The organism is Rhodococcus sp. Q1 (genome assembly GCF_004153645.1).
Classification (GTDB): Bacteria; Actinomycetota; Actinomycetes; order Mycobacteriales; family Mycobacteriaceae; genus Rhodococcus; species Rhodococcus gordoniae.
In genome coordinates this window covers 1-15457 of the sequence record NZ_SDMJ01000014.1, presented here as the reverse complement: position 1 = coordinate 15457, position 15457 = coordinate 1, and the positions used below count along the sequence as shown (strand labels likewise).

Genomic DNA, 15457 nt, shown 5'->3' with positions numbered 1-15457 from the left:
TGCCGCCCCAGACGCCGGGCGCCGAGGTGCCGCGCCGGCGCCACAGCCCGCGACCGGAGGATCTGGCGCTGCTCGCCGCCGGTGAGCACCACGATCCGCACGCGGTGCTCGGCGCCCACCCGCACCCGGAGGGGACGGTCATCCGAGCGCTGCGGCCCGGGGCCGAGAAGGTCGCCGCCCGCATCAGCGGCCGCGATCATCCGCTCGAACCCGTGGGAGAGGACGTCTTCAGCGCCCTGATCCCCGTCTTCGATCTCGCCGACTACCGCCTGGTGGTGACCTACCCGTTCGAGCACGTCGAAGTCGTCGCGGACGGTTACCGCTTCATGCCGACGCTGGGCGAACTCGACCGGCACCTGCTGAGCGAGGGCCGGCACGAACGTCTGTGGGAAGTGCTCGGGGCACATCCGCAGACCTACGAGACCCCCGACGGCCCGGTGACGGGCACCTCGTTCGCCGTGTGGGCGCCGGGAGCACGCGGAGTCACCGTCGTCGGCGACTTCGACGGCTGGGGTGGGCGCACCGCCCCCATGCGGGTGCTCGGATCGAGCGGTGTCTGGGAGGTCTTCCTGCCCGGCATCGAACCGGGTGCGCTCTACAAGTACCGGGTGCACGGCCGCGACGGGTCGATCCGCGACAAGGCCGATCCGATGGCGTTCGCCACGGAGGTACCGCCGGCGACGGCGTCGAAGGTCACCGAGAGTCGCTACACCTGGAACGACGAGGACTGGATCGCGACCCGCGAGAAGTCGCAGCCCTGGCAGGAACCGATGGCGGTGTACGAGGTGCACCTCGGTTCGTGGCGTCCGGGCCTGAACTACGCCGAACTCGCCGACCAGCTGGCCGAGTACATCCTCGGGACCGGTTTCACCCACGTCGAGTTGCTGCCGGTCGCCGAGCATCCTTTCGGCGGGTCGTGGGGCTACCAGGTCACCTCCTACTACGCCCCGACCTCACGGTTCGGCAGCCCCGACGAGTTCCGCGCGTTCGTCGACCGTCTCCACGCCGCCGGGATCGGCGTGATCATGGACTGGGTGCCCGCCCACTTCCCCAAGGACGAGTGGGCCCTCGCGCGGTTCGACGGCAGCCCCCTGTACGAACATCCCGATCCGCGCCGCGGTGAGCAGCTGGACTGGGGTACCTACGTCTTCGACTACGGCCGGCCGGAGGTGCGCAACTTCCTCGTCGCCAACGCCCTGTACTGGATCGAGGAGTTCCACATCGACGGTCTGCGTGTCGATGCGGTCGCCTCGATGCTGTACCTCGACTACTCGCGTCCCGAGGGCGGATGGACACCGAACATCTACGGCGGACGCGAGAACCTCGAGGCCGTGGCCTTCCTGCAGGAACTCAACGCCACCGTCCACAAGCACTACCCGGGGATCGTCACCGTCGCCGAGGAATCGACGTCCTGGCCGGGCGTGACCCGCCCGACGAATGTGGGCGGGCTCGGGTTCAGCATGAAGTGGAACATGGGCTGGATGCACGACACCCTCGGCTATCTCGGCCGCGACCCGGTGCACCGTACCTATCACCATCACGAGATCACGTTCTCGCTCGTGTACGCGTGGAGCGAGAACTTCGTGCTGCCCATCAGCCACGACGAGGTCGTCCACGGCAAGGGCACGCTGTGGACGCGCCTGCCGGGCGACGACGCGACGCGTGCCGCCGGTCTGCGGTCGATGCTCGCCTACATGTGGGCGCATCCGGGCAAACAGTTGCTGTTCATGGGCCAGGAGTTCGGACAGGTCGCCGAGTGGTCGGAGGAACGTGGGCTCGACTGGTGGCAGCTCGACGAGCCGCTCCACGCCGGCATCCACCGTCTGGTGTGCGACCTCAACGGCATCTACCGCTCGCATCCGGCGCTCTACACGCTCGACACCACACCCGGCGGGTATTCGTGGATCGACGCGAACGACGCCCATAACAACGTCCTGTCGTTCCTGCGCTACGGCAGCGACGGCTCGGTGGTAGCGTGCCTGCACAACTTCTCGGGCACGACCTACGCCGACTATCGTGTCGGATTGCCCGAACCGGGCACGTGGGAGGAAGTCCTCAACACGGACGCCACCGACTACCAGGGCAACGGAGCAGGTAACTTCGGTGCCGTGGAGGCGGGCGAGCACTCGTGGCACGGACGCCCCGCATCGGCTCGGGTGACCTTGCCTGCGCACGGCGCGATCTGGTTGTCGCTGCGGAGGTGACGCTGCCCGACGACAGGAGCACAACGACATGCGACGGACACACCGGTTCACGCGACTGGTGGTGCCCGCACTGACCGTCGTCCTGCTGGCGGGATGCGCCCAGCAGATCGAAGGAACGGCGGTGTCGATCTACGACAACCCCTTCACCGTGGCGGGTCTGCCCGTCACCTCCGGGGCGTCGGGTCCGCGCAGCGGGGTGCCCGATGCGGCCGTGGAGATCGAGAACACCGACGGCGGCCCCGTCGACGTCCTCGCCGGCAACGCGATCGCCGACATCGAGGAGTACTGGCGTCAGGAGTTCGAGTCCGTCGCCCGCGGCACCTTCCGCCCGGTCGAGACGATCGTGTCGTGGGATCCGTCCGAACGACGGGGTCCGCGGTTCTGCGGCAAACCCACCTACGACTTCATCAATGCGGCCTACTGCAGTGGCGGCGACGAGATCGGCTGGGACCGCACCTTCCTCATGCCGCAGCTCATCGACAGCTTCGGTCCGATGGCTGCGGTGACGGTCCTCGCCCACGAGTACGGGCATGCCGTCCAGCACACGGCGGGTCTGGTCGCCGAGGACGATCCCGGCATCGTGTTCGAGCAGCAGGCCGATTGTTTCGCCGGCGCCTTCATGCGGCACGTCGCGGAGGGACGCGCGACGCACTTCCAGCTCGACACCTCGGACGGGCTCAACAACGTGCTCGCGTCGATGGTGCTCTTCCGCGACGTCGACCCGAACGATCCCGACTCGATCCACGGCTCCGCCTTCGAGCGCGTGACGGCCGTGCAGATCGGTTTCACCGACGGGGCCGCCGCGTGTGCGCGCATCGACGCCGCCGAGATCGAGTCGCGTCGCGCCGACCTGCCGCAGTACTACGACAGCGCGGACGACGGCGAGCTGCCGGTCACCGGCGAATCGGTCGAGTCGATCTTCGAGTCGTTCCATCAGGTTTTCGATCTCGGGGCTCTGCCGCGGCTCGATCTGGCGGGTGCCGACCTCGCCTGCGCGGACGCGCAGGCCACCTCACCGGTGTCGTACTGCCCCGCGACGAACACCGTGGGCGTCGACATGGAAGCACTCTCGGAGCGCGGGACGGCTGCCCCGTCGGGAAACGGGTTCGATTCCGGTGTCCGCGGCGACTACAACGCCTACGTGCTCGTCGCGTCGCGTTACGCCCTCGCGGTGCAGAAGGAGGCGGGGCAGTCGCTCACCGAGCCGCGCACGGCACTGCGGGCCGCCTGCCTGTCCGGGGTGATCAGCGCGGCGCTGAGCCCGGACAGCACCGTCGCGTCGAACGTCGACCCGAGCCGGGTGCTGGTGTGGCTGTCCCCCGGCGACCTCGACGAAGCGGTTTCGGGTCTGCTCACCGACGGTCTCGCGGCGAGCGACGTCAACGGCAACACGGTGCCGAGCGGGTTCGCGCGGGTGGACGCCTTCCGCACCGGGGTCCTCGGCGGTGAGGCGGCCTGCAGCGGGCGCTACCGCTGAGACGACACCGGCCGCTCACCCGGGAGGTGAGCGGCCGGTACGACGGGTCGATGACGGATCAGTACAGCGCCATCGCGAGCTTGCGACGCGACGCCACTACGACCGGGTCGGCGGCGTCGAACAACTCGAACAGTTCGAGGAGCCGGGTGCGTGCCGCGGTTCGTTCGTCCCCGGCGCTGCGACGCACGAACTCGATGAGACGACCGAACGCCGCCTCGGGTTGCTGCGCGAACAGTTCGGCGTCGGCCGCCGCGAACTGTGCTTCCAGATCGGTCGGCGCGGCATCGGCCCGCTCGACCGCATCCTCGGGGAGGATGCTCGCGCGGGCCAGGAAACGCACCTGGCGCAGAGCGGCCTGAGCCTCGGTGTTACCCGGCTCGGAATTGAGGACGAGCTGGTAGGCAGCCTCGGCGCCTTCGAAGTCGCCGTTCTCGAGCGCCTGCTCGGCAGCCTCGAGACGCGGATCGACGGGTTGCTCCTCCGGCTCGGCGCCGGGCGGGCCCGACAGCTTGCCGGCGACCGCGTTCCGGATGGCATCGAGCCACTGACGCAGCGCGGGTTCGGGCTGGACGCCCTGGAAGTCGGCGAGCGGCTGCCCGGCGGCGATCGCGACGACCGTGGGCACCGACTGCACACCGAACGCCTGCGCGATGCGTGGGCTCGCGTCGACGTCGACCTTCGCGAGGACCCACGCACCGCCGGCTTCGTTCGCGAGCTTCTCGAGGACTGGTGAGAGCTGCTTGCACGGCTCACACCAGGTGGCCCACAGGTCGACGATCACGGGCACCTGCATCGAACGCTGCAGCACCTCGGTCTCGAACGTCGCTTCGGTGACGTCCACGATCGGGGCGAGAGCACCGGGCGCGGCGCCGTCGCCACCGGCAGGAGGCGGAGGCGGCGCGGTGGCCCTCTCCTTGAGCGGTGAGAGATCCACCGCGCCGGACATCGCCGCGGCGACGGCGGCAGAAGGTGCTGGACGGGAACCGGGTCGAGTCACGTCCACCAGTTTGTCACGAGCGACCGGGATCGTGCTGCGCGGTCCGAGGGTGCGACCGCGAGGTCAGGCGTTGACCGTGGCTTGTTCGCGGGTCGCGGGAGCGGACAGCTCCCCGAGGCGGCCGGTGCGCACGGCCCAGCGCTCGAAGACGATGGTGCCGAAGGGCGGAACACTCGAGACGAGGGCGAGGAAGGTGGTCTTCAGGTCCCACTTCAGCTGCAGAGCGGTGAGGAGGGCGAGGGCGACGAACGGGATGAACCCGGCGACTCCGTGCACCATGCCCGGGATGGCGATCGCCTCTTCGTATCCGAGCACCCACTTGAAGAACATCGCGATCAGCAGGGCGAGCCAGGTCACGGCCTCCCAGATCGCGACGAGGCGGAAACGCTTCGCGGGCGTGGACAGGTCGAAGATGTTCGTCATGAGCCCCATTGTGCAGGAGCTTCTACGACGGCCCGTAGTGCCGTGAGAGACATCACGGCCCCGACGCGACGCGCCGGGGCCGTGTTCGTGCTCTCGGAATACGTCAGGCCTTGGGCACCCGCACGATGAGGGCGTCGCCCTGGCCGCCGCCACCGCACAGGGCGGCCGCACCGACGCCGCCACCGCGGCGCTTCAGCTCGAGCGCGAGGTGCAGCACGATGCGCGCACCCGACATGCCGAGCGGATGGCCGAGCGCGATCGCACCGCCGTTGACGTTCACCTTCGCCGGATCGATGCCCAGCTCGCGGGCCGAGACGATGCCGACGGCGGCGAACGCCTCGTTGATCTCGACGAGGTCGAGATCGGCCGGGTCGATGCCCTCACGCTCGCAGGCCGTGGCGATCGCCCGTGCCGGCTGCGACTGCAGCGTCGAGTCCGGTCCGGCGACGACACCGTGGCGGCCGATCTCGGCGATCCAGCTCAGGCCGAGCTGTTCGGCCTTGGCCTTGCTCATCACGACGACCGCCGCGGCACCGTCGGAGATCTGCGAGGCCGAACCGGCGGTGACGGTGCCGTCCTTCGAGAAGGCGGGACGCAGCGCCCCGAGCGATTCGGCGGTGGTCTCCGGGCGGATGCCCTCGTCGGCGGCGAAGACGATCGGCTCGCCCTTGCGCTGCTTGATCGACACCGGCACGACCTCGTCGTCGAACAGGCCGTCCTTCCAGGCTCGGGCGGCGTTCTGGTGCGAGGCGGCGGCGAAGGCGTCCTGCTCGTCGCGGGAGACGAAGCGATCGCCGGAGTTGGCCGACTCGGTGAGGTTGCCCATCGCCTGGTCGGTGAAGATGTCGTGCAGGCCGTCGTAGGCCATGTGGTCGCGCAGGGTCACATCGCCGTACTTGAAGCCGGCGCGGGACCCCTCGAGCATGTGCGGGGCCCGGCTCATCGACTCCTGGCCGCCGGCGACGACGACGTCAAACTCGCCCGCGCGGATCAGTTGGTCGGCCATCGCGATCGCGGTGATACCGGACAGGCACACCTTGTTGATGGTCAGCGCCGGCACGTTCATCGGGATGCCGGCGGCGACGGCGGCCTGACGGGCCGGGATCTGGCCGGCGCCGGCGGTGAGCACCTGGCCCATGATGACGTATTCGACCTGCTCAGGGGCCACACCGGCGCGCTCGAGCGCACCGGAGATCGCCACGCCACCGAGATCCGATCCGGAGAAATCCTTGAGCGAACCCTGCAGGCGCCCCATGGGCGTACGGGCTCCGGCGACGATGACAGAACTGCTCACGGGACATTCCTCCGAAAGATCGGCATGTGATCGGAAAACTCCACCGGTATTCACCTGAATCCCGGTAGGAGTGCACTCAACGGTACCGCTACCGTCTAGAGCATGACCGAGACCTCTCCCACATCCTCTCCGGCAGCGTCCGTTCTCGCTTCCGGGCTCGTCACCGCCATCGACCACGTCGGCATCGCAGTTCCCGACCTCGATGCCGCTCTCACCTGGTACGCCGAGAACCTCGGCCTCGTGTCCACCCACGAGGAAGTCAACGAAGAGCAGGGGGTGCGCGAGGCGATGCTGGCCGTTCCGGGGACCCCCGAAGGGTCCACCATGATCCAGCTGCTCGCCCCGCTGAACGAGAACTCCACCATCTCGAAGTTCATCGACCGCAACGGCCCGGGTCTGCAGCAGCTCGCCTACCGCGTCTCCGACATCGACGCCGTCTCCACGGCGCTTCGTGAGCGCGGCGTCCGGCTGCTGTACGACGCACCCCGTCGCGGCACCGCCGACTCGCGTATCAACTTCCTGCACCCGAAGGACGCGGGCGGCGTCCTCGTCGAGCTCGTCGAGCCCGCAGCGCATTCCGCTCACTGACGGCTCTTCCGGATGCGCTCCCGAACACGGATGGGCGGGAGCGCATCCGGGTCGTACCCGCATCCAACGGGTAGATTGTCTCCATGGTCTTCGATCGTGATCGCGCACCCAGCCACCTGCCGTTCTCCATCGTGCGGAAGGGCTTCGACCGCGACGAGGTGACCAACTACTTCGCCCGGTTCGAAGCCGAGCTGCGCGTGACCGCCACCGACCGCGACGCCGCCGCCGCGCAGGCCCGCGATCTGGCCCGTCAGCTCGAGAACGCCCGCAACGAAATCGACGAACTCCGCAAGGACGTCGACCGGCTGTCGGTGCCTCCCACCACTGCAGAGGGCATGAGCGACCGCATCTCACGGATGCTGCGGCTCGCCTCCGACGAGGCCTCCGAGCTGCGTGCCCGTGCCGAGGCCGACGCCGCCGAGATGATCTCGCTCGCGGAGCAGGAGGGCATCCGCCTCCGGGGCGACTACGAGAAGAAGCTCGCCGAACTCGAGGACACCCGCGTCGCCTTCGCGGCCGAGCACGAGCGGACGATGACCGCGGCCCGCGCGGAGGCCGAACGGATCGTCGCTGCGGCCCGCGCGGAAGCCGAGCGACTTGCCGCCGAGGCCGAGGCCAAGCGCGAGCAGGTGCAGCAGGATTTCGAGATCACGATGGCCGAACGCCGCACCAAGGTGCTCGGCTCCCTCGACGAACTCGAACGGACGAGCAAGGCCGAAGCCGAGCGCCGTCTCGAGGAAGCCACGCAGGAAGCCGAACGGCGACTCACCCAGGCCACCGAACAGTCCGAGCGGAAGGTGTCGAACGCGCGCGACCTCACCGAGGAACTCCGTGTGCTGCGCGGGCGCATCCTCGGCCAGCTCGACGCCGTTCGCGAACAGCTCGACGACGTCCCCACCCTGCTCGCAGCGATCACCCGCGAAGGCGAACTGCTCGACCGGGAGATCTCCCTCGACGAGCCCCGCACGACCGTCCTCGGCACGGCGCGCGACAACAAGCAGGGCGGCGACAAGCAGGGTTCGGACGACGAGAGTCCGAAGGAGCCGGCATCCCCCGAGGCCGACGCGAAGGCGGACAAGACCGCGCCGCTGCCGCAGACCGACAAGACCACGCCCATGCCGCAGGCCGACCGGACGGTGCGGATCCCGAAGAGCGACGCCTCCGGCCCGAACTCGGCCGCGCAGCCGAACAGCGGTGCACAGGGATCCCAGTCCACTCCGCGTACGCCGAACGCCTCGGCGCCGCATCGCTCGCCCTCGGTCGGTGCCGGTGCGCAGGGTCGCTCCCCTGCCGTGGCCAGCAAGGTCCGCAACTGACGGTCGCCGGCCGTCGGGCTTGACCTTCGAGTCGGTCGAAGCTTCATGATGGGCCTGTGACCGACCCGGAGATGATGTCGATCGGCGTGTTCGCCGAACTCGTCGGATCGACCGCGAGCGCATTGCGGTTCTACGACGACGCCGGCCTGCTGTGTCCCGAGCAGGTCGATCCGTCGACGGGATACCGGTTCTACAGTCGCTCCCAGGTCCCGCGCGCCTGCCGGCTGCGGCAGTTGCGGGAGATCGGGATGCCGCTGCTCGCCATCGGCGAGTTCTTCGCCACCGACGCGGACGAGGCCGCACGGCTGCTCGACGACCACGTCGCCGGGATGACCACGGAGGCCGAGAGGCTCCGACGGGCCGCCGAGACACTCGGGGCGTCCTTGCGTGCCGAATCCCGCCGCGTGATCTGCACGGTGCCGGGACCCGTCCTCGCCGGCGCCGTCGATCAGATCTCCGCCTCCACCGGTCACGACCCCGACATCCCGGTGCTGAACGGCGTGCACATGGAAACCGGATCCGGCTGCGTGAGGCTGACTGCCACCGACCGGTACCGGCTCGCCACCCGGACGCTCGTGCCCACCGATCCGACCTGCCCGTCCTGGGCCGGCACACTCGCCGGCGACGACCTGCTGCTCGACATTCGCGGCACCGATCTGCCCGTCACCGTCCGGTCGGCCGACGACGGGGATCTCACCACACTCGTCATGCCGCGCGGCGCCCCCTGAAGCACTCCCCCTCAGCAGCGCCCTCCGGAACAGCGACACCCGGATCCGCCGAAGACCTCGACAGGAGCCCCGCCATGTCCACTTCCCCCTCGACGCTGCCGATGTCCTCACCGACGAGCGCGCCCGAAAACACCACGACACCCTCCGCGGCGCGGGCTTCCATCCGAGCCTGCACCTGAACCTGGCAGACGACTTCCGCCGTCTCGGGTCGTTCCGGGCGGCCGCGGAACATCTCGACCGCGCGCAGGACCACATGTCCGCGCTCCCCGACGATCCCTACGGCGACACCATCCGCACAGCCCTGCACGAGGTGCGGCAGGCGATCACCGACCGCGACACAGCGCCGCGAGCGTCCGCACCGGGTACCGCCCGCTGACGGATCCGCTACGACCGGGACCTCAGCGATCCGTCGTGGCTAGGACCAGCGTCGGGTGGGTCGGCGGGTGCCGCGTCCCGCCCAGCATCCGCTGTGCCAGTGCCGCCGGTCCTCCGTCCCGCCGAGCGCATCGGTCGGCCACGCGACGACGTGGGGCGTTCCCGGCGCGATCTCGTGATCGCATCCCGGGCACCGGTACGGCTTCGTGGCGCGCGAGCCCGGCACGGTGCGCACGGTGAAGCGCTCCCCCTCGGCCCCCGCGGGTCCGTTCTCGGTGCGCACCGTCGCCCCGAAATAGGTCGGGGCCTCGCCGGACGCCCCGCCGCGCTTGCGGTCGGTGCGGGATCTGTTGCGGCGCGGCACGATCAGAACAATCTGAACTCGGTGCTCTCGGTGCCCCGCATCGCCTCGTAGTCGAGCACGAGGCAGCGGATGCCGCGGTCGGTGGCCAATGTCCGTGCCTGCGGCTTGATCTGCTGCGCCGCGAACACGCCGCTGACCGGAGCGAGCAGCGGATCCCTGTTGAGCAGTTCGAGGTAACGGGTGAGCTGCTCCACACCGTCGATCTCCCCGCGACGCTTCACCTCCACAGCGACGGTCGCACCGTCGGCGTCGCGGCACAGCAGATCCACGGGCCCGATCGCCGTGGGGTATTCGCGCCGGATGAGAGTGAAACCCGTCCCGAGGGTCTCGACGTGCTCGGCGAGCAGTTCCTGTAGGTGTGCCTCGACGCCGTCCTTGATCAGACCGGGATCGACACCGAGTTCGTGGCTCGAATCGTGGTCGATCTCTTCGAGAGTGATCCGGAGCTGTTCGCCTGCCTTGTTCGTGACCACCCACAGGGCCTCGGCGTCCTCGGCCGATTCCTCTTCGAGCCAGCAGGGTGGGCTCATCCAGTTCAGAGGCTTGTAGGCACGGTCGTCGGCGTGGACACTCACCGAACCGTCGGATTTGACGAGAAGGAGACGTCGGGCCGTCGGCAGATGAGCCGTCAGGCGTCCGATGTAGTCCACACGGCAACGGGCAATCACAAGACGCACACAGCCACCCTAGAGGATCGACTCGACTAGTCTCGAACGACCATGCCCGCACGCAGTCACCGCACGGCCCCGCTCGGATCGGCGATCCTGGGAGAGCCTGCCGAACCGATCCGACGGCAACGCATCAGAATCCAGACCCTGCTGACGTTCTCCCTGATCGGCACGCATCTCGTCGGCGCTCTCATCGTGGCCGCGCTGATCAACGTCGTCATCCCGGGCCCGTCCGTGCTGACCTCCGACTTCCTCGTGATCACCGCGATCCTCGCCCCGGTCTACGTGGTCTCGGCCGTCGTGATCGGCTCGGTCCTCGGCACCCGGGCGACGCTTCGCCGGCTGCGCTGGGCGCTCGAGAACCGCCCTCCCACAGCACAGGAGCAACGGATCGCGCTGCGAATGCCCTGGCGCACCACCCTCCAGCAGGGAGCACTGTGGTTCATCGGGCTGATCCTGTTCACCGTCGGCTTCGGGATCATCGATCCGCAGACCATCCCGAAGGTCGCGCTGACCATCACCCTGGCCGGCATCACGGTATGCGGATTCGCGTACATGTTCACCGATTTCGCGCTACGTCCTATCGCCGCGCGCGCACTCGAGGCCGGAACGCCGCGCCGTCCGCGCCTGGCCGGCACCACCGGACGGGTGATGCTCGCATGGACCCTGGGCAGCGCGGTACCCGTCGTGGGCCTGCTGTTCATCGCGGTGTTCAGCTTCATCCGTCCCGTCACCCCCACCCGACTGGCGATCACCATCCTCGCCATCGGCGGGCTCGGTCTGTTCACCGGTTCGCTGCTGATGTTCCTCACCATCCGGACGACCATCGCGCCGATCGAATCGGTACGGGCCGGGATGCAACGCATCGCGTCGGGCGACTTCGACACCGCCGTCGTCGTCTACGACGGAACCGAACTCGGGCAACTGCAGACCGGATTCAACCGGATGGCCGAGGGCCTGCGCGAACGCGAGAAACTGCGCGACGTGTTCGGCAGACATGTCGGACGGGAGGTCGCGGCCGCCGCACTCACCAATCCGAGTGTGCTCGGCGGGGAGGAACGGGATGTCGCGGTGCTGTTCGTCGACATCGTCGGATCCACCGCGCTGGCCGCCGGCCGCCCACCGACCGAGGTGGTGGCCCTCCTCAACCGGTTCTTCGCGGTCGTCGTCGAAGAGGTTCATGCCGCCGAAGGATTCGTCAACAAGTTCGAGGGCGATGCGGCGCTGGCCATCTTCGGTGCGCCGGTCGCCCTCGGCAATGCGGCCGGAGCCGCGCTCGGTGCCGCGAGACGGATGGCGCGACGCCTCGCGGACGAAGTGCCCGAGTGCCGTGCGGGAATCGGGGTCACGGCAGGTCGCGCGGTCGCGGGGAACATCGGCGCGCAGGAACGCTTCGAGTACACCGTGATCGGCGATCCGGTCAACGAAGCAGCGCGACTGTCGGATCTCGCGAAGACCGTTCCCGGCTGTGTCGCGGCGTCGGCACGCACCGTGCTCCTCGCACCCGACGACGAACGTTCCCGGTGGGAGGAGGGCGAGGAGATCACCCTGCGCGGCCGTTCCGAGCCGACCCGGCTGGCCGTTCCGCGCCCGGATTGACGGCCGGTCTCACTCCCCCGCCAGCACCGCGTCGAGGAACTTGCGTGTGCGTTCCTCCCGGGGATCGGTGAAGATGCGCTCGGGTGGTCCCTCCTCCACGATGCGGCCCCGATCGAACATCAGCACGCGATCGGAGACGTCGCGGGCGAAGTGCATCTCGTGCGTCACGATCAGCATCGTGATGTCGGTCGTCTCGGCAATCGTCCGCAGCACGTCCAGCACGTCCGCGACGAGTTCGGGGTCGAGGGCCGAGGTGACCTCGTCGAGCAGAAGGATCTCCGGATCCATGGCGAGGGCACGAGCGATGGCGACCCGCTGCTGCTGACCACCCGACAATTGCGTCGGGTGCGCGTTCTCCTTGTCGGACATGCCGACCATCGCGAGCAGTTCCCGCGCACGGTCGCGCGCGTCGGCCTTACTGCGGCCGAGCACGTGGACCGGAGCCTCGGTGAGGTTCTCCATGACGTTCATGTTGGGGAACAGGTTGAACTGCTGGAACACCATCCCGATGCTGCGACGCATCGACCGGAGGTAGCGTTCGGAGGCCGGAACGAGACGTGAGCCCTTGCGTTCGTGGCTGAGCGGCTCCCCCTTGACCCACACCACGCCGTCGTCGACCTTCTCGAGGGTCATGAGCAGGCGCAGTATGGTCGTCTTGCCCGAGCCGCTCGGACCGATCAACGTCACCCGCTCTCCCGGAGAGACGGTGAAGTCGAGATGGTCGAGGACCACGTGATCGCCGAATCTCTTGACGACGGAATCGAATCGGATCATGGATCCGTCGGAGGTGGCGGCAGGCAGCGAGTCGCCGTCCGCGCCGGCTTCCTTGTTCATCTCAATAGGCAAGGCGACGCTCCAATCGGCGGACGAGCAACGACGTCGGATAGCTGGCGATGAGGAAGATGAGACCGGCCAGGGTGAGCGGCTCCAGATACTGGAAGTTGCGCGCACCGAACTGCTGGGCGGCCGTCACCATTTCCACGACGGAAATGGTGAACAGGAACGGGGTGTCCTTGAACAGCGACACCGCATAGTTGCCCAATGCGGGCACGACACGACGTACGGCCTGCGGGAGGATCACCGCTCGCCAGGTGCGCAGCGGCGACAGCGACAACGCCCGGCACGCCTCCCACTGCCCCTTCGGCACCGCCTCGATACCCGCCCGGTACACCTCGGCCATATAGGTCGCGTAGTGGATACCCAGCACCGCGATGCCGATCTGCAGCGCGCTGAACTGCGGAAGCAGGTAGTACACGAACAGCAACTGCACCACCAGCGGCGTGAGCCGGATGAACTGGACGACGGCGGACAGCGCGGTCGCGAGAACCTTCGGCAGCGAACGGCGCGCGACTGCAACGATCAGCCCGAGCACTGCTGCCACCACGAACCCGAGGACCGTGGCGAGCAAGGTGATCCGGAATCCTTCGAGCAGTACCGGTAGCGCCTCGGCCGCCCGTTCCCAACTCCAGTCGACGTTCATGATCGTGCCCCCACCGGCTGGTCGAAGACCGGGGCGAGTCCGAAGATCTCACGTAGTGTCGGACCGCTCCCCAGGCGACTCTTGGCGCGTACCTCGAGCGCGTTCATCAACAGGGTCAGCACGTAGCCGAGCACGAAGTACAGCACCAGCCCCACACCGAACGCGAAGATGGTGTCGCCGCTTCCCCGACGGAGCTGCTCGATCTGGAAGGTGAGGTCCTGCAGCAGGATATAGCTCGCCAACGCCGTTCCCTTGAGCAACTGGATGAGCAGATTCGTCAGCGGCGGAATCATCTCGGCCCATGCCTGGGGGAAGATCACTCGTCGCATGCGTTGCCAGTAACCGAAATTCAGCGCGGTCGCCGCCTCCAGCTGCGGCGTGGGCACCGACGCGATCGCACCACGCACCACCTCGGCACCGTAGGCACCGTAGTTGAGCGACAGCGCGAGGATCCCGCACACGATCGATTCGAGCCGGAATCCGAACAACGGCAGGACGTAGAAGAGCCAGAACAGCTGCACGAGAAGCGATGTGCCGCGGAAGAACTCGATGAACACCCGCGCGCTCCCACGCAGGGCGACGTTCTTCGCGCCTGCCGCCAGTCCGAGCGCGACGGCAAGCAGGAACGCGAAGATCGCGCTCCCCACAGTCAATTCGACGGTGACGAGCAGACCGTCGAACAGTTGCGGCAGGGAGTTCCACAGCAGATCGATCTTGGAACCGAAATCCATGACTACGCAGCCGAGGTCAGGAAATGCCCTCGCAGAGCATCTCGGTCGTCAGTTCCGGATCGGGCATCTCCGCTTCCGTGAAACCGAACTCGCCGACGATGGACAGATACTTCTGCGGGTCGGACGTGATCTTGGCCAGTTCCTCGTTGTAGGCATCGCGCAGTTCGGTGTCCTCCTTACGGAACACCGTTCCGCCGGCACCCACCTGGGGCACGCCGTCGATCTCCGCGACGAACGACTCGGTGACCTCGACGGGCGCGTCCTCGTTGTTCTGCTTCATCCAATTGAGCGAGATGCCGGTCAGCGCGAAGACGTCCGCACGTCCGTTGACGACCGCGTCCATCCCGTCCTGGGGAGACGCCACCTGCATCGCGTCGATTCCGAGCGAGGAGGCATAGTCGGCTTCGATGGCGCCGGTCATGACCGCCATCCGGACGCCGCTCTCGGCGATCGACTGCATGTCGTCGAGCTGTTCCGGATTGCCCTGCGGGACCATGAGGGCGGTCGTGTAGTTGAACTCCGGCTCGCTGAACAGCGCCTGTTCACACCGCTGCGGCAGGATCGACATACCGGCGCTGACGACGTCGAACCGTCCTGCCTGCAGGCCCGGGATGAGCGCGCCGAAGTCCGTCGCCACCCCTTCGACGTTGTCGATACCGAGATTCTCGAAGATTTCGCGGTGGAGTGCGACGGTGGCGCCGGTGAGCTTGCCGTCCAGCATGAAGCTGTAGGGTGCCTCGCCCGCGAAACCGACGGTGACGGTGCCTTCCTCCCGGAGCCGGTCGAGAGTCGATCCCTCGCTGCCGGTATCGACGCTCGTGCATCCTGTGACGGCCGCGCCGACGAGTCCCAGTCCCGCGATCACCGCCGTGAACCTGCCGGCGGTACCCGTAGTCGATCGATTCGTCATCGTCTCGCCCCTCCTCGTCGTCGACGAGAACGCCCCCGACAGGCGCTCACACGCCGAACCCGCACGAACCGTGCGATCGTGCATGAGCGGACGTTACCGACATAAGGAGGCACGACCTGGAACAGAGCGTGTTCGTTACGAGGTCGTGATCCCCGGGAAGCCGGCAGCGGCACGCCATACCCGGAAGACAACCGGAAGACAATAGGACGCGCAGAACCTTGCTCAGGAAACACGAAAGGGGACCCACTGCTGTGGGTCCCCTTTCGGAACGGGTGTTCGGCGGTGTCCTACTCTCCCACACCC

Annotated in this window: 17 protein-coding genes; 7 read left to right on the top strand and 10 right to left on the bottom strand. The window is 68.0% G+C overall.

The genetic code is table 11. The annotated features are described in order from the left end of the window. Positions 1 to 26 precede the first annotated feature (26 nt). A complete protein-coding gene (gene glgB, locus EQ874_RS22140) occupies positions 27 to 2204 on the top strand; it encodes a 1,4-alpha-glucan branching protein GlgB (protein ID WP_165369316.1) in 2178 nt (725 codons plus the stop codon). 28 nt (positions 2205 to 2232) lie between these two features. After that, on the top strand, positions 2233 to 3681 hold the full coding sequence (locus tag EQ874_RS22135) for a neutral zinc metallopeptidase (RefSeq protein WP_129978210.1): 1449 nt from the start codon (positions 2233 to 2235) through the stop codon (positions 3679 to 3681). A 58-nt stretch (positions 3682 to 3739) separates the two neighbouring features. Here EQ874_RS22135 and EQ874_RS22130 read toward each other — a convergent pair whose 3' ends face one another. The 3 genes from EQ874_RS22130 to EQ874_RS22120 all read right to left on the bottom strand — a co-directional run bounded on the left by EQ874_RS22130 (position 3740) and on the right by EQ874_RS22120 (position 6395). After that, positions 3740 to 4627 carry a tetratricopeptide repeat protein gene (locus tag EQ874_RS22130; protein WP_129978231.1) on the bottom strand — a complete coding sequence of 296 codons (888 nt, stop codon included), beginning with the start codon at positions 4625 to 4627 and terminating at the stop codon, positions 3740 to 3742. Positions 4628 to 4741: 114 nt separating this feature from the next. Further along, the gene (locus EQ874_RS22125; RefSeq protein WP_129978209.1) at positions 4742 to 5101 is read right to left on the bottom strand and encodes a DUF3817 domain-containing protein; all 360 of its coding nucleotides are present in this window, start codon (positions 5099 to 5101) and stop codon (positions 4742 to 4744) included. A 103-nt stretch (positions 5102 to 5204) separates the two neighbouring features. Next, on the bottom strand, positions 5205 to 6395 hold the full coding sequence (locus tag EQ874_RS22120; protein ID WP_064063270.1) for an acetyl-CoA C-acetyltransferase: 1191 nt from the start codon (positions 6393 to 6395) through the stop codon (positions 5205 to 5207). Between the two features lie 102 nt (positions 6396 to 6497). Here EQ874_RS22120 and mce point away from each other — a divergent pair, with 102 nt between their 5' ends. From mce to EQ874_RS22105, 3 genes are all read left to right on the top strand, one after another. Continuing rightward, the gene (gene mce / locus EQ874_RS22115; protein WP_129978208.1) at positions 6498 to 6983 is read left to right on the top strand and encodes a methylmalonyl-CoA epimerase; all 486 of its coding nucleotides are present in this window, start codon (positions 6498 to 6500) and stop codon (positions 6981 to 6983) included. Between the two features lie 83 nt (positions 6984 to 7066). Then, complete coding sequence (locus EQ874_RS22110; protein ID WP_064063272.1) at positions 7067 to 8299, top strand: hypothetical protein; 1233 nt, start codon at positions 7067 to 7069, stop codon at positions 8297 to 8299. 56 nt (positions 8300 to 8355) lie between these two features. Next, positions 8356 to 9027, top strand: a complete 672-nt coding sequence (locus EQ874_RS22105; protein WP_129978207.1) for a MerR family transcriptional regulator — start codon at positions 8356 to 8358, stop codon at positions 9025 to 9027. Here the strand turns inward: EQ874_RS22105 and EQ874_RS23330 are convergent. Beyond that, positions 9005 to 9280, bottom strand: a complete 276-nt coding sequence (locus tag EQ874_RS23330; RefSeq protein WP_242496892.1) for a hypothetical protein — start codon at positions 9278 to 9280, stop codon at positions 9005 to 9007. The two genes, EQ874_RS22105 and EQ874_RS23330, sit on opposite strands and share 23 nt — an antisense overlap. Here EQ874_RS23330 and EQ874_RS23405 point away from each other — a divergent pair, their 5' ends adjacent. Further along, complete coding sequence (locus EQ874_RS23405; RefSeq protein ID WP_255162605.1) at positions 9281 to 9403, top strand: hypothetical protein; 123 nt, start codon at positions 9281 to 9283, stop codon at positions 9401 to 9403. It begins immediately after the preceding gene. Positions 9404 to 9442: 39 nt separating this feature from the next. Here the strand turns inward: EQ874_RS23405 and EQ874_RS22095 are convergent, their stop codons facing one another. Together EQ874_RS22095 and nucS are read right to left on the bottom strand one after the other, a co-directional pair. After that, complete coding sequence (locus EQ874_RS22095; RefSeq protein WP_064063274.1) at positions 9443 to 9766, bottom strand: hypothetical protein; 324 nt, start codon at positions 9764 to 9766, stop codon at positions 9443 to 9445. Positions 9767 to 9768: 2 nt separating this feature from the next. Beyond that, positions 9769 to 10443, bottom strand: coding sequence for an endonuclease NucS (gene nucS, locus EQ874_RS22090; RefSeq protein ID WP_064063275.1), 675 nt, complete (start codon positions 10441 to 10443; stop codon positions 9769 to 9771). A 42-nt stretch (positions 10444 to 10485) separates the two neighbouring features. Between nucS and EQ874_RS22085 the strand changes: the two genes are divergently transcribed. Further along, positions 10486 to 12033, top strand: a complete 1548-nt coding sequence (locus EQ874_RS22085; RefSeq protein ID WP_129978206.1) for an adenylate/guanylate cyclase domain-containing protein — start codon at positions 10486 to 10488, stop codon at positions 12031 to 12033. A 9-nt stretch (positions 12034 to 12042) separates the two neighbouring features. Here the strand turns inward: EQ874_RS22085 and ehuA are convergent, their stop codons facing one another. The 4 genes from ehuA to ehuB form a co-directional block, all read right to left on the bottom strand. Beyond that, on the bottom strand, positions 12043 to 12807 hold the full coding sequence (gene ehuA / locus EQ874_RS22080) for an ectoine/hydroxyectoine ABC transporter ATP-binding protein EhuA (protein ID WP_207213610.1): 765 nt from the start codon (positions 12805 to 12807) through the stop codon (positions 12043 to 12045). A 61-nt stretch (positions 12808 to 12868) separates the two neighbouring features. Then, positions 12869 to 13513, bottom strand: coding sequence for an ectoine/hydroxyectoine ABC transporter permease subunit EhuD (gene ehuD, locus EQ874_RS22075; protein WP_064063278.1), 645 nt, complete (start codon positions 13511 to 13513; stop codon positions 12869 to 12871). Continuing rightward, entirely contained in the window at positions 13510 to 14244 is a 735-nt protein-coding gene (gene ehuC, locus EQ874_RS22070) for an ectoine/hydroxyectoine ABC transporter permease subunit EhuC (RefSeq protein WP_064063279.1), read from the bottom strand. Before ehuC ends, ehuD begins: the two co-directional genes overlap by 4 nt. Before the next feature lie 16 nt (positions 14245 to 14260). Beyond that, positions 14261 to 15154 (bottom strand): ectoine/hydroxyectoine ABC transporter substrate-binding protein EhuB, encoded by an 894-nt coding sequence (gene ehuB / locus EQ874_RS22065; protein WP_064063280.1) that lies wholly within the window; start codon positions 15152 to 15154, stop codon positions 14261 to 14263. Positions 15155 to 15457 lie beyond the last annotated feature (303 nt).

Bases quoted from the DNA above. Each gene is read 5' to 3' on its own strand.
- EQ874_RS22130 (WP_129978231.1), bottom strand. From the start codon at position 4,627: ATGTCCGGCGCGGTGGATCTCTCACCGCTCAAGGAGAGGGCCACCGCG.
- ehuD (WP_064063278.1), bottom strand. From the start codon at position 13,513: ATGAACGTCGACTGGAGTTGGGAACGGGCGGCCGAGGCGCTACCGGTA.
- EQ874_RS22125 (WP_129978209.1), bottom strand. From the start codon at position 5,101: ATGACGAACATCTTCGACCTGTCCACGCCCGCGAAGCGTTTCCGCCTC.
- EQ874_RS23405 (WP_255162605.1), top strand. From the start codon at position 9,281: ATGTCCGCGCTCCCCGACGATCCCTACGGCGACACCATCCGCACAGCC.
- ehuB (WP_064063280.1), bottom strand. From the start codon at position 15,154: ATGACGAATCGATCGACTACGGGTACCGCCGGCAGGTTCACGGCGGTG.
- EQ874_RS22085 (WP_129978206.1), top strand. From the start codon at position 10,486: ATGCCCGCACGCAGTCACCGCACGGCCCCGCTCGGATCGGCGATCCTG.
- ehuC (WP_064063279.1), bottom strand. From the start codon at position 14,244: ATGGATTTCGGTTCCAAGATCGATCTGCTGTGGAACTCCCTGCCGCAA.
- mce (WP_129978208.1), top strand. From the start codon at position 6,498: ATGACCGAGACCTCTCCCACATCCTCTCCGGCAGCGTCCGTTCTCGCT.
- EQ874_RS22135 (WP_129978210.1), top strand. From the start codon at position 2,233: ATGCGACGGACACACCGGTTCACGCGACTGGTGGTGCCCGCACTGACC.
- EQ874_RS22110 (WP_064063272.1), top strand. From the start codon at position 7,067: ATGGTCTTCGATCGTGATCGCGCACCCAGCCACCTGCCGTTCTCCATC.
- ehuA (WP_207213610.1), bottom strand. From the start codon at position 12,807: ATGATCCGATTCGATTCCGTCGTCAAGAGATTCGGCGATCACGTGGTC.